This window comes from uncultured Parabacteroides sp., from assembly GCF_947855115.1.
Lineage (GTDB): Bacteria > Bacteroidota > Bacteroidia > Bacteroidales > Tannerellaceae > Parabacteroides.
Genome location: NZ_CANTZW010000050.1, coordinates 1 through 14,041, shown reverse-complemented (window position 1 = coordinate 14,041; position 14,041 = coordinate 1). Strand labels below are relative to the sequence as shown.

Genomic DNA, 14,041 nt, shown 5'->3' with positions numbered 1-14,041 from the left:
GCGCCCCGTATTTATTGTATGTCCCCAGTTGTAGAGACGGGGCACGCCCCGTCTCTACAAAGAAAGGTAACGTGGATGGGGTGCGCCTACCCGGGTGTTGTTACCGTGTCTTTTTTATCATTACCCCGCTGTTGTCATCCTGTATTTATTGTATGTTCTCAGTTGTAGAGACGGGGCGTGCCCCGTCTCCTCCCCTCGCGATGTTTGACAGTAGTCTTATTTGTATATTTAGAATACTATCAGTCCGTGATGAGACGGGGCACGCCCCGTCTCTACAAAGGAGGGAACGTGTATGGGTTACGCCTATTCCGGGTGTTGGCGTTGTGCCTTTTTTGAATTAATCCAGTACTAATTTTATGATGGCTCCGTAAGAGGGTACGTTCTTAAAGGCATCTTCCAATGGGTATTCGCCTGCATAAACCCGGGCGCATGTCAATACACCGCCATGGGCGAATAGACATACTTTTTGTAGTCCGGTTTTGCGAAGCTCATCGAGGAAGTCGCTGACTCGGTTGTATTGATCTTGGAGTGATTCCCCGTTTGGGGTCGGGTTATTTATCCAATCCTTGAACCACGCCTCGGAGCGAGGATCGGAAGATAATTCATTCCATGATTTCATTTCCCACTCCCCGAAATTCACCTCCTTGATACGGTCTTCTTTCTCCGCCTCCAGAAAGCCGCAATAACTAGCTAGGCGCACACATCGGGTAAGAGGGCTTGTCCAAACCTTATCGAACATATGATCGCTCAAGCCTTTTTTTACTTCTTCCGCCTCTTCCTCGAAGGTCGGTTTCAATGGAACATCTGTCTGTCCGTAAGCGTAGCCGGCGGGAACATCCACAGAAGTATGTCTTACTAAATAAATCTCCATAATTATATTGTTTGATAGATAATCACGAAACCCATGTAGAAACTTAGTTCACAAAGAAGAAAAATCGCTCCACAACAATCTCCCGTATATCCTTGTATCTTTCTCTTCATGAAAGAGGTGAGGAAATACCAAGTGATAACCGGGAATACACCCGCTAGTAGATAAACAGGTTGGGGCAGCCATAATAATGGTAACAAAGTACAGATGACGCTAAATACATATTCTTGGGAGGTCATCCGGCTATATACGGTCTTGTTCTTGGCTTCCTCCTCTTTCCTTGCGTAAGGCAGACGATTGATGATCATGCTAGAGACCCCTTTGCTAAAAGGATCTCCAGCCAATATGGCACATCCTGCCAGCTCGATCGGGAGACTGCTTATTAGTAGGTAAAATAGCCCGAAGTAGAAGATCAACCCGATCACCCCATAGCTACCTATATGCGAGTCTTTCATGATCGCCAATATGCGCTCTCGGCTTGTGCCTCCACCGAAGCCATCGAAGAAATCGGCCAGTCCGTCCTCATGCAGACAGCCGGTTATCAGTAATCGGGTAAGTATGGCACACAAGACTGCCACGGATGGAGGAAGAATCAAGGAGGTGGCGTATAAGACCAATACCGACAAACCAGCCGTCAGCCAGCCGACCAACGCCCAATGGCTCACGATATTCTTGAAATACGCCGCCGGAACCTCTGCCAACCGCCAGAACGGTAACCGTGTAAAGAATATAAACGCAGCGAGTATCCGCAACATATCAGAAATATTTAGTAATTGCCGCCTGCTTGAAACTATGCATCTCGTTGATCATACGAACAGCGGAGTCGAGTATCGGATAAGCACATACTGATCCGGAGCCTTCTCCCAGCCGTAGACCTAGGTCGAGTAAAGGTTTAGCGCCCAAGAAATCCAATATCCGTCTATGTCCGGCCTCGTCGCCGCAATGCCCGAATACACAATACGATTGCATCTCCGGATACAAGCGGGAAGCCACCAGTACACAATTCGTCATGATAAAACCATCCACGAGGATAATCATCTTCAACTCGGCGGCACGCAACATGCCTCCTACCGCCATTACCATCTCGTACCCTCCGAAATAGCGCATTACATCCAGGGCGCTTCCATCCCCTTTATAATTCTCCAACGAACGTTTTAGTACGTTGTATTTATGTCTTACGCCCTCACTGTCCAGTCCGCTACCGGCACCAACGCAGTCGATCAATGGGATTTGTGCGAGGCAAGTCATCCACATGCTGGAAGCCGCCGTATTCCCGATACCCATCTCTCCAAAACTGATCACGTTGCAGCCTTCGTTATAACAGTCTGTCACGATATCAGCCCCATATTGAAGGGCCTTCTCCATCTCCTCCATGGTCATAGCTGCCTCGTGAAGGAAGTTACGGGTTCCTCCTTTGCGCACCTTGCGGTCGATCAGTAGGGGGATAACGGGAAAATCAAAATCTACGCCTCCATCCACGATCTTCAACTCGAAACCATGTTGGCGGGCAAGATAGCAAACTCCCGCTCCTCCATTCAAAAAATTATGAATCACTTGGCGGGTTACTTCCTTAGGGGATTTACTTACCCCTTCATCGGCGATGCCATGATCCGAGGCATAGATTACGTTCACGGGATGACGCAGGACAGGCGACAAGGTCTGCTGGATCAATCCGACCTGCAGGGCGAGCGTCTCAAGCGTACCCAATGAGCCTTTCGGCTTTGTTAGGTTATCGATCTTGTCTTGTAAGGCTGCTTCCAGCCCTTTGTCCGGGGCCTCGATGTGAAATTGTATCATGATAGTAGTATTTATTTTATATGAGTCGTTGTTCCTATTCCTTGATCTTGACGGGTATTCCGCTGACCATCAAGACTACCTCGTCTGCCTTCGAGGCGATATATTGGTTGAGCCAGCCTTGCATATCGGTAAACTTACGTTGTACCTCGTCTATCGGCACCCCCCCCATACCCAACTCGTTCGTCACGAAAATCAGGCAAGCGTCTTGCCGGGAGAGTTTATCGAACTCCGCTTTCAGGAGGGAGAGGGATAATTCCACATCACTTTGATTGTCGAAGAAGAAGTTTGTTCCCCAAAGGGTTACGCAATCAATCACCACGACACGACCGGTAAGATCATGGCGGCTCAAGTATTTCTCCTCCTCTATATTAGTCCATTCGGGCCCCCGGTCTCGCTGATGGCGTTCCACCCGCTTTCGGAATTCCTCGTCCCAGATACGGGAGGTCGCTAGGTAAACCGGGTTGGGCGATAGCGACAGAGCGAGTCTCTGGGCGTACCCGCTCTTGCCAGACCGCTGTCCTCCGGTCACTAAGATCACTTTCTTACTCATTGCCTTCGTGATTCCTGTTTTTCCGGTGGGCGGCACGTTTTGCCTTGTTGATCGGGTTGTTCTTGCTCGTCTTCCGAAGGGCAGCCGATTTCGGGTTAGCGGCGATTCGTTGCGCTACCGCCGACTTTCTCAAGGCTTTTCCGAACTTAGGGCGCAAGGCTTCCCGCAGCAGTTTCTCCTCGTCGGTAAGCTTAGCGGTCTTGGGTTTCCAGCCCCCCTCTTTCTGCGCCTTGCGAGCGGCGGCGTATTTATTGAACTTTCCGTATTTCTCCGTTTTAGCACCTTCCCGCTTACCCTTGTTCTCGGGTTTAGCGTTATGGAGCGTGCCGAGCAATTCCTTCTCCTGTAGCTCCTCCTTTTTCATCTCCTCTTGAAGACGGATATATTTCTCTACGTTCAGGCGTTCGCCGTCCACCAATACGACATCCTCTGCCGTGACCTTCTGGCCTACGTGCGGTCGCTTACCGTTGACGGTTACCCGTTCCATCTCAATGAAATTGTCCGCTTCCCGGCGTGAACAAACACCAGCCTCGCTTATCAGTTTGTTTAATCTAATTTCCATATTATTATACATTATGTTATTAATAAAATAAGGGTGACAATCATACCCATCACCAGCTCCGTATTGCTATTTATCTGAATGGCTATACGCATATCCTCGGTCGTGAAAGGCCTAGCGTTCGTTCCGATATAAGGCTTTTCCACCGGTTTACCGAAATAATCGTGTGTCCCTCCGAACTGGCAATCCAAGATCGCTGCCAAGGCCGCTTCTGGATAACCGGAATTAGGGCTTGCGTGTTCAGGGCCGAAACGCCGTACGAAATCCCTTTTCCCCCAATTATTAGAGACCAGCAACATCAAATAAGCCGTGAGGCGGGCCGGGATATAATTGGCGATATCGTCGATTTGCGCCGCTATCCGTCCGAACTCTAGGTAACGCTCATTCTTGTAACCGATCATCGAGTCCAGCGTATTCACCATCTTGTAAGCCATCATCCCCGGCAACCCCAGCAGGGCAAACCAGAACATCGGGGCGATCACACCATCGCTCAAGTTCTCGGACAAGGTCTCCAACGCCGCCGCCCGTATCTCTTGCGGCGACAGGTTCGAGGTATCCCTTCCCACGATCCGTGCCACTTGCCGCCGTCCTTCTTCCGTGCTGCGTTCCACGGCTTCGAACACCTCCTTCACCTCCTTGATGAGCGTCTTCCCGGACAGGCAGTAAAATACCCCGACAGCCGTCAGCAACCCGCTGAGCTGCGGATGTATGATCCAAGCCCACGATAGTATCCATTTGCAGATAAAGTACACGCCGAGGATGAGAACAACCGCCAATATACCACCTTTCAAAGCCCGTTCGGTGCCTTTATTCAAGCTCTTCTCTCCGGCACTGATCGCTTTGCCGAACCATACGATCGGGTGGGGCCACCCTTCTGGGTCTCCCAGCAACCGGTCTGATAACCAACCGCCCAGAAAAGGCACGATCTTGAGTAAACTGATAGAATGATGTAACCAATACATATTGAATGTCATTGAAGGAACAAACTTAGACAAAAAAAAGAACATTAGGAAGCGCTAGGCACTTCTTCGTCATACGTTAAGCGAAAGAAGCCTGCATTTAAAGGATTCCTACCCTACGCATTCTTCATCTACCAATTACTAGACGATCGTCCCCCCATCCGTTGGATGATCATCCAACAGTAGGTATATGATCATCTAACAGGTGGTAGATAATGGAGGTACAGGGTAGAAACAGCTAAGGAAAACCTTTGAAAGTCGGAGGGCTTGATATACGGGGGCTTCCTCCTTTTTTATATTTATTAACAAGAAAGACGTTCTTATGGTCGGTTATTATTGCTTTATTTGCCGCCACCGTATCGTGAAAAGAGTTAATTGAGATGACAGATGAAAAATCCATTCTAGAACAATTTGCCGCTGGAAATCATACCGCTTTCCGGGAATTGTTCATGCGTTACCATCTGAAAGTCTATTATTTCGTGCTGGGGCTTGTAAAGTCCGAGAACGACGCCGAAGACCTGACCCAAGAGATCTTCTTGAAGCTTTGGACGCACCGGAGCCGTTTTACGGAAGTGAGGACATTCGGTTCCTACCTGTATGTGCTGGCAAAGCATACGGCATTCAACTATATCGAATCCCGCCGGGTGAACACTGAGGGCTTGGAGAGAGTCGGGGAGGAAGACGGGTTACGGAGTGATACCCCTTACGAGGAATTGATAGCCAATGATTTGCGATTGCTGGTGGATATGATCGTGGAGACCATGCCGCCACAACGGAGGATGGTATACAGGATGAGTCGTAATGAAGGATTATCGAATGCGGAGATCGCCGAGAGTTTGCGACTTTCGAAAAAGACCGTGGAAAAGCACTTGAATTTAGCGTTAAAGGAATTACGGAATGCGGTATTGACTTTCCTTGTTGTTATGATGTGTTAATGATTTGGGGGTAAAGCGGGAAAAGGAGGTCCTATAAACAAAGATAAAATAAAGAAGCAGGAATGAGTTCTATAAAAAAGATAATAAGATACTTTTTCCATCACCAATTCTCCGGGGAGATGGTGGATCGGGTACATCAGCGATTAGCGGAGCCGGGAGACGAGCGAGAAAAAGAGGAGGCTTTGCGGGAGATCTGGAATGAGATCGGTTTCCCGGAAGCAGATAAGCGGAGTGAGATGGCTTTCGCCCGTCTGGAGGATACATTGGGGGGAAGGCCCCGTCAACGCCTGCGTATCCCGGCATGGGTACGTATTGCCGCTATCTGGCTGGTCCCGTTGCTGTCCTTGGGTGTTTCTTATTATCTATATCGGGATGTGGAGGAGCTCACTTTCATAGAGCGGTTCGTGCCTTCCGGTAAGCGGGAGAGGGTCACTTTACCCGATGGTAGCGAGGTTTGGCTGAATTCTGGCACTTTGCTGCTCTATCCTTCTGAGTTTGTGGGGCAGACCCGGGAGATCTATCTGGTCGGAGAGGGCTATTTCAAGGTATGGAAGCATCCCGAGCAGCCATTTATCGTACGGACGAAAGCGATGCGGGTACAAGTGCTGGGTACCGAGTTTAATATATCTGCCTATCCGGATCAAGAGAAGATAACGACGACTTTGGAAGAAGGTTCTTTGAAAATACTTCCCGATGATTCTTCGGTGACGCCATACCTGCTGAAGCCTAATGAGCAATTGGTCTATATCCCTTCTCTGGGAAAAGTAGACGTGCAGCAAGTGGTGGCTTCGGATTATTCGGACTGGAAAGAAGGGGGGCTGTTGTTTAACAACGATTCTTTCGAGGATATCTTGAAAACCTTGGAACGTGTCTACAATGTAAAGGTACATTTGCGTACTTCTGCCTATCATTCCAACCGGCTTACAATCCATTTCAACAAGAACGAATCGTTGGAAAATATTATGATGCTGGTGAAGGAGATGATACCCGGCTTGGAGTATCAAATAAAGGAGAATAGGATTTATATTGATTAATTTAAGGAGATATTAGGCTTTTATAATTCGTTAACTTTTTCCCGTTGAGTGTGTCCTTTGTTTTCTTTGTCCTAATAACGAGTACGTACTACAAAGGGATATAAATGTTTAACTAAAAATCTAATATCGCATGAACAGGAATAAATCTATACGTGTCGCTATTCTTTGCTTGAGTCTTACGATGGCAGGGAGTTTACCTATCGATGCGCAGAAAGTGACTTTCCATGAAGGCTTCATTTCTTTGAAACAGGCATTTGAGAAATTAGAGTCGAGTTCGGTCTACAAGATAGCCTATAATGATAGCCAACTGGATGTGTCGAGAAAGGTCTCGATGGAGCAGGAGGATATGGATGTATTGCAGGTCTTGTCTCTGTTGTTGAAGAATACGGGATATACGTATAAGATAAACGGGAATTACGTGATCATCGTGCCGGAGGAAACTAAGACGATCAAAGGTAAAAAGAAGCATGTATCGGGCGTGATTGTTGATACGAATGGTGAACCTGTGATCGGGGCGAACGTAGTGGAGAAAGGGACTTCTAACGGAACTATTACCGATATTGATGGGAAATTCGCGTTGGAGGTAAGCGGTAATGCGACTCTTCAAGTCTCGTATATCGGCTATAATACGCAAGAGTTTCCTGTTGCTAGGAAGACCGACTTCTTCATTAAGCTCGGCGAAGACACACAAGCCTTGGACGAAGTGGTAGTCGTTGGGTACGGAACACAGAAGAAGGTGAACCTGACTGGAGCGGTACAAAGTATTTCCAGTCGGGATTTGGTAAAGCGCAATCTTTCCAGTTCATCTCAGGCTCTGCAAGGATTGATACCAGGAATGGTCGTTACCCAGAGTTCCGGGGCTCCGGGAGCGACGGCTTCCATCCAAATCCGAGGAACGGGATCAATCAACTCGAATAGCGAACCTTTGGTCTTAATAGATGGGGTCGAAGGTGATATGAACTCTATTGATATGAATGCGATAGAATCTATTTCTGTATTGAAAGATGCTGCGTCGGCTTCGATTTATGGGTCTCGTGCCTCTAATGGTGTCATTCTAGTGACAACCAAAAGGGCTAAAGAAAATAAATTATCGGTCACTTATAATGGTTATGTAGGCTTTCGTACGCCAACTTCAACACCCAATCCCGTAGATGCGATCACTTATATGGAGGCTATCAACCAAGCCTGTGTTAATAATAATCAAGCGCCTCAGTATTCGGAAGAGGTAATTAATGCCTATAAGACTTCCGGAGCAGATAATATCCATCGGTATGACACGAATTGGAAAGATCTAGTATTTGACGAAATCACGTTAACACATAATCATTCGCTTAGTGTTAGTGGTGGTAGCGATGTGTTAAAGACATTTGTCAATGCCTCATATAATTATGAGGATGGTTTGATACCGAATAATTCGTTTAAACGTACCGCTATCCGGTCAAATACGGACGCTAAGATAACAGATTGGCTTAGGGCTGGCTTAAACCTGAATATCCGTAGAAGCATTCAAAAAGATCCGACAAGTGGAACAAATAGTATAATAAATAGTACATTGCGTTTTACGCCTCTTTTTGGAGCTGTTAATAATGATGGAACTTGGGGAAATGGCCAAAATGGCATCAACCCTTTAGCGCAAGCAATCGATGGAGGGGTTAAGGTTGTAGATAATAATGATATAGATGTAAAAGGAACTCTCTCTTTGACACCAATAAAAGGTATGGAGATTTTGACTAGTTATGCCAGTAGACGGTACGAGAATAAACAAGACAAGTTCCAGAATACCTATGATACTTATGAGGGTGGTAATTTTGTCATGACTTATCCTACTACTAAATCCAGGTATGAGGAGTGGTATCAGCTAATTAAGAACCAATTTAACGCCCAGGTGACTTATGAAAATACATTCAATAAGAAGCACTATTTTAAAGGATTTTTCGGATTTCAAACCGATGAGCTTAAAAATAAATCGTTTAGTGGTTCGAGAAATAATTATTACTATGATGGTTACGAAGAAATGAATCATGGAGACGCCTCTTCCTCTATGGTTAATGGTTATACTTCTAAATTGACTATGATGTCATATTTCGCTCGTTTTAATTATACTTTTGCAAACAAGTATTTAATTGAGCTTACCGGACGTTACGATGGTTCGTCAAGGTTCACGGCCAAGAACCGCTGGGGATTTTTTCCTTCGGCATCTATTGGCTGGCGAATATCAGAGGAACGTTTCTTCAATCCATTAAAAGATGCGATTGATAATTTGAAGATACGTGCTTCATATGGCTCTTTGGGGAATCAAGATCTCAAGGATTATTACCCGTATGCGTCTGTATTGGCCTTGGATGCTTCATATTGGTTTGGAGATAGTAAAAATTATACTACAGGAATTTATTCCAATGCATTGTCTAATCCGGAAATCTCATGGGAGAAATCACGACAGTTTGATTTTGGATTAGATATAACTGCTTTTAATACCCGTTTGGATGTGACGTTTGATTATTATATCCGTGAAATTAGCGATATGTTACAACAATTTCCCGTGACTTATGCGGTAGGTTTGACTTCTCCGTGGGAAAACTCGGGCAATATGAGAAATAATGGCTGGGATTTAAGCGTGATGTGGCGTGATCAGATAGGAAAAGTGAGATATAACATTACGGCTATGTTATCCGATGTGAAAAATGAGGTAACGGATCTGTATGGAAATAAATACATAAATGATAATAATACGACACAAGAGGGATTTCCTATAAATTCCTGGTATGGATATGTTGCCGATGGATATTTTCAGTCTAAAGAGGAGATTGATAACTATCCGGTTTATGGAAATAATAAGGATAATGTCAAACCTGGATATATTAAGTACAAGGATATTAGTGGGCCGGAAGGGGTACCTGATGGCCAGATAACAGATGCGGATCGTACGATTATCGGTGATCCACAACCACGTTATTCTTTTAGTCTGAATTTAGGAGCAGAATGGAATAACTTTGATTTTAATGTCTTTTTACAGGGAGTGGGTAAACGGGATATATTCTTTAGCGGGGCGGGAGCAAGGCCATTTTGGATGGGAGGTACTGTTTACGAGCATCAGTTAGACTCTTGGTCAGAAGATAATCGTGACGCTGAATATCCTCTATTATTGATTGATGGCTCAGGTGGAGGAAATATGAATAATATCCCTTCCTCTTTTTGGGTAAAGAGTGGGGCTTATATGCGTTTGAAGAACGTGAGTATAGGTTATTCATTACCTCAGAGTATATTAAGTAAATCAGGGCTTGAAAATGTGCGTTTTTACCTAAGTGGTCAAAATCTCTTCACGATAGCAAAGGGTTACAAAGGATATGATCCTGAAGGAGATGTTGCGTCTTATTATCCTGTTACTCAAGTTTATACATTTGGTATTGATATAAAATTTTAAAGGAACGGTTATGAAAAGATACAGACTCATTTATACGATTTGCGTGTTACTTGCTTTTATTAATATATCATGCAGTGATTTTTTAGATGTGGAAGATACGAATTCGTCTTATACGAACGAGGGTTTTTACACAAATGAGAATGCGATTAGAGAAGGGACGACAGGTGTATATTCGAATATATATATGCAGGTTGTAGGAGAACTCGCTCATACGACAATTTTTGATTTTTATACGGGATTGGCTCTGGAAAGAAATGAGAATACGACGATTGGAGCAGGAGGTGGTTTGAATGCGGATAACAGTGATATCCTGAAGTTCTGGTCTCAACTTTATACAAATGTAGCGAGAGCAAATGCGTTTTTAACAGGAGTGAAGCCAAATATGGATAATCTTAGTGAGAAATCTTTACAGTATGTATCGGAAGTTCGCGTGTTAAGAGCGTATTATTATTATCTGTTAATCGCATTATGGGGTGATGTGCCTTTTTACATGGAATCACCCACCCCCGATCAGTATGAGGTTGAAAAAACATCAAGGGTTGAAATATTAGATTTCATTATAAGCGAGTGTAATGAATCCGCTGAATATCTAGATTGGATAGCTACGGATAGAGGACGTGTAGATAAATCATTTGCATATGGTCTTATCAATCGTATGGCTTTATTAGGTGGAAGCTTGGATTTTGGAGGAAAAAGTGCTGAGTATTTTAGGATAGCCGCTGAAGCAGCCTCAAAAGTGATTGGTAAACGTTCGTTAGCATTAAACTATGAAGATTTGTTTGTTGTGGAAGGACAGGCGAAAGCAGATGTCCGGAACGAGATGATTTTAGAGATGATCTATAATGTTGATGGCACGAATGTCCACAGAAATTGGACTGGTTTTGGCTTTGTATCTCGTATGCAAGGACAAACGTCTCGGCATCCGAGTATGATGTTGGCAGATACTTATGAATGTATAGACGGGAAGCGCATTGATGAATCTCCATTATATGATGTGCATCATCCGCAAAAAAACAGAGATCCGCGTTTCAAGGCGACTTTGTGGATGCATGGAGATACGGCCACTTGTAATAACGGTTCTTTGAATACTGTTATTATCAATGCTTACGATGGTGAGACCCAGCAATATAATTATACGACCGGTAAATGGGAGGTTAGAAATAATGATGATATAAACAGCGCTGCGGCTTGGGCTAGTTTTACCAATGCTGGATGTGGTTATATTATAGCTAAATACAGTAAGGAAACTTCTCAAAATATTAGCTATACAAGTCAGAACGTGCCAATCATGCGATATGCAGAGATATTACTTGGTTATGCGGAAGCGAAGATTGAATTAGGAGAGTTGGATCAGAGCGTTTACGATGCTATCAATCAAGTACGGAATCGTGTAGGGATGCCCGACGTGTCGGCTGATAGAATTGGAAATATAGAGAAGATGCGTCAATTAGTAAGAAGAGAGCGTAAGGTCGAGTTCGCTATTGAGGGATTACATCTGATTGATATGAGGAGATGGGGAATAGGGGATTTGGAAAATGAGAAACCGATGTATGGTCGTCCTATCGAGGAGATTCGGTATGAGGGTTTATCTGAGACTGATATCCCTAATTTCAAGAAATCGGATCGTCATGATTTAAATGACATTCCTGATTATGAGTCTTATAAAGAGAAATTGAAAATGAGGGATGTAAATCGCTATTGGGATCCTAAATTTGAGTTGTGGCCTATTCCTCAACAAGAGTTAGATCGTAATCCTAAATTAGTTCAAAATAAGGGGTATTAAAATATGAAACGACGAGATTTTTTTACTTATAGTTTATTGACGGGAGGAAGCTCATTTTTGCTTCCTCTTGCGACGGCTTGCCAAAAAGGAAATAAAATATCCTCTTCCATGCCGATTGAGGGAGGTGCAAAAATAGAGGAAATGAATGCTGATATTGTGGTTGTTGGAGGAGGAATGGGCGGTTGTGCGACTGCCCTAGCCGCTTGTAGAAACGGTATGAATGTAATTCTTACAGAAGAAACGGATTGGATTGGAGGGCAGGCTTCCCAGCAAGGTGTACCTCCAGATGAACATAAGTGGATTGAGTCTGGTGGGGCTACTGCGTCTTATCGAGTGTATAGAAACAAGATACGTGATTTTTATCGGTACCATTATCCACTAACTGAGATAGCCCGTAATAATCCATATTTAAATCCCGGAAATGGCAGTGTATCTAAAATATGCCATGAACCGATGGTTACCGTGGAGGTTTTGATGGAAATGTTAATGCCTTATATTAGTGTGGGGAATTTACAAATCCTTTTGAATCACAAGGTTCAAAATGCCGATATACAAGGGGATGAAGTGTTAGCTGTTACTGTGAGGGATAGACAAAACGGAGATATTGTTACTTTGACAGCTCCCTATTTTGTGGATGCTACAGAGTGTGGCGATTTACTGCCGTTGACGAAAACAGAATACGTGACAGGCTCTGAATCGCAGGAGGATACGAAAGAATTGCATGCGGCTAAGAAATCTAATCCTTTGAACAATCAAGCTTTCACGGTTTGCTTTGCAATGGAATATATAGCTGGAGAAGATTGGACTATTGATAAACCGGATAATTATGCGTTTTGGTCAGGTTATATACCTAATTTAACACCTGCATGGCCTGGTAAATTATTGAATCTGACATATCCGGCACCATCTACCTTAAAGCCCAATCATGCGGCTTGTGTTCCTGATGGAACACCAACGGATGCTTTTAATTTTTGGCTGTATCGTAGAATTATAGATCAGAGTAATTTTCTTCCTGGTACTTATCAAGGGAGTACGACCCTTGTCAATTGGCCACAGAATGATTATATGTTAGGGAATATTATAGATGTGTCTGATGATGAATTTCAGAGGCATGTGAATGCGGCTAAGGCTCTGAATCTATCATTACTATATTGGTTGCAGACAGAAGCTCCTCGGCCGGACGGAGGAATTGGCTGGAAGGGGTTAAGGCTTCGTAAAAATTTGTTCGGTACGAAAGATGGAATGGCAAAGTATCCTTATATAAGGGAATCTCGCCGTATTAAAGCGGAGTTTCGAATTCTAGAGGAGCATGTAGGAGAAGAGAATAGAAAGTTGGTATCAGGAGAAACGACCGCTGCGATGTTTTATGATAGTGTTGGCGTTGGCTATTATCATATAGATTTACACCCCTCTTGCGGAGGTGATAATTATATAGATTTTAACTCTCTTCGTTTTCAAATACCATTAGGTGCTTTATTGCCACAACGGGTTAACAATTTGCTCCCGGCATGTAAAAATATAGGAACAACTCATATAACAAATGGGTGTTACCGCCTCCATCCGGTAGAGTGGGGGATAGGAGAGGCTGTAGGTTTATTAATTACTTATGCCAGTAAAAAGCAAATATCTGTTCGTGCTATTCGCGGTGATAAGAAAATGCTAGCGGATTTCCAGCGATGGATCCAAAAAGAAGGTGTTGAAATCGCATGGAAAAAAGAACTTGTGTGATATTGTTTGCTAGTAAAAAATTAAGATTGGAAAACCGTGTTGATGAAATAAGGAATAAATCTTTGTTTGTTGATACGGTTTTCTTGTGTCTGTTGCAAAATTTTATAGAAATTGTCTGTTATGGCAGAAGTTTGCCAACCTATTGTTATCGTAATAAATGATCAGGGATGGGGTGATTGGATTTGGTTAAGAGAGGAGTTGTTGACTCAATTCCTTAAAAAAGAATTCGTCCATTTACCATCAGGTACCCACAGGAATTGTACTCAAAACTATTTGAAAAAAGTTGTACAACTATTTGCCAGTTATCAAATAATCACTACCTTTGCACCGCAAAATTTTATTAATCAATATTAAACAGCGTTTTATGAACAATTACGAAACCGTTTTCATTTTGACTCCCGTTTTGT

13 protein-coding genes are annotated in these 14,041 nt (G+C 43.9%); 7 read left to right on the top strand and 6 right to left on the bottom strand.

Annotated elements, in window-relative coordinates; translation table 11 throughout:
• Positions 1 to 341: hypothetical protein (locus tag Q0110_RS17900; protein ID WP_297909740.1), on the top strand; the 341-nt coding region annotated here is incomplete at its 5' end.
• Here the strand turns inward: Q0110_RS17900 and cobC are convergent.
• From cobC to cbiB, 6 genes are read right to left on the bottom strand one after another with little or no spacing between them, the layout of a single operon-like run.
• Positions 338 to 871 (bottom strand): alpha-ribazole phosphatase, encoded by a 534-nt coding sequence (cobC, locus tag Q0110_RS17895; RefSeq protein WP_297909737.1) that lies wholly within the window; start codon positions 869 to 871, stop codon positions 338 to 340. The two genes, Q0110_RS17900 and cobC, sit on opposite strands and share 4 nt — an antisense overlap.
• 2 nt (positions 872 to 873) lie before the next feature.
• Positions 874 to 1,623, bottom strand: coding sequence for an adenosylcobinamide-GDP ribazoletransferase (locus Q0110_RS17890; RefSeq protein ID WP_297909735.1), 750 nt, complete (start codon positions 1,621 to 1,623; stop codon positions 874 to 876).
• 1 nt (position 1,624) lies between these two features.
• Complete coding sequence (gene cobT, locus Q0110_RS17885; protein WP_297909732.1) at positions 1,625 to 2,665, bottom strand: nicotinate-nucleotide--dimethylbenzimidazole phosphoribosyltransferase; 1,041 nt, start codon at positions 2,663 to 2,665, stop codon at positions 1,625 to 1,627.
• A 34-nt stretch (positions 2,666 to 2,699) separates the two neighbouring features.
• A complete protein-coding gene (locus Q0110_RS17880; protein ID WP_044545334.1) occupies positions 2,700 to 3,215 on the bottom strand; it encodes a bifunctional adenosylcobinamide kinase/adenosylcobinamide-phosphate guanylyltransferase in 516 nt (171 codons plus the stop codon).
• On the bottom strand, positions 3,208 to 3,777 hold the full coding sequence (locus Q0110_RS17875) for a S4 domain-containing protein (protein WP_297909727.1): 570 nt from the start codon (positions 3,775 to 3,777) through the stop codon (positions 3,208 to 3,210). The genes Q0110_RS17880 and Q0110_RS17875 overlap by 8 nt, the downstream gene beginning before the upstream one ends.
• 11 nt (positions 3,778 to 3,788) lie before the next feature.
• A complete protein-coding gene (gene cbiB, locus Q0110_RS17870) occupies positions 3,789 to 4,748 on the bottom strand; it encodes an adenosylcobinamide-phosphate synthase CbiB (protein ID WP_297909724.1) in 960 nt (319 codons plus the stop codon).
• Between the two features lie 365 nt (positions 4,749 to 5,113).
• Here cbiB and Q0110_RS17865 point away from each other — a divergent pair, with 365 nt between their 5' ends.
• From Q0110_RS17865 to Q0110_RS17840, 6 genes are all read left to right on the top strand, one after another.
• On the top strand, positions 5,114 to 5,668 hold the full coding sequence (locus Q0110_RS17865) for an RNA polymerase sigma-70 factor (protein ID WP_297909721.1): 555 nt from the start codon (positions 5,114 to 5,116) through the stop codon (positions 5,666 to 5,668).
• Between the two features lie 62 nt (positions 5,669 to 5,730).
• Entirely contained in the window at positions 5,731 to 6,702 is a 972-nt protein-coding gene (locus Q0110_RS17860) for a FecR family protein (RefSeq protein ID WP_297909718.1), read from the top strand.
• A 130-nt stretch (positions 6,703 to 6,832) separates the two neighbouring features.
• Positions 6,833 to 10,123 (top strand): TonB-dependent receptor, encoded by a 3,291-nt coding sequence (locus Q0110_RS17855; RefSeq protein ID WP_297909715.1) that lies wholly within the window; start codon positions 6,833 to 6,835, stop codon positions 10,121 to 10,123.
• Between the two features lie 10 nt (positions 10,124 to 10,133).
• Complete coding sequence (locus Q0110_RS17850) at positions 10,134 to 11,906, top strand: RagB/SusD family nutrient uptake outer membrane protein (protein WP_297909713.1); 1,773 nt, start codon at positions 10,134 to 10,136, stop codon at positions 11,904 to 11,906.
• Between the two features lie 3 nt (positions 11,907 to 11,909).
• Positions 11,910 to 13,634: an FAD-dependent oxidoreductase gene (locus Q0110_RS17845; protein WP_297909710.1), complete on the top strand. Its 1,725-nt coding sequence runs from the start codon at positions 11,910 to 11,912 to the stop codon at positions 13,632 to 13,634.
• A 120-nt stretch (positions 13,635 to 13,754) separates the two neighbouring features.
• Positions 13,755 to 13,988 (top strand): hypothetical protein, encoded by a 234-nt coding sequence (locus Q0110_RS17840; RefSeq protein WP_297909708.1) that lies wholly within the window; start codon positions 13,755 to 13,757, stop codon positions 13,986 to 13,988.
• The last annotated feature ends 53 nt before the right edge of the window (positions 13,989 to 14,041 follow it).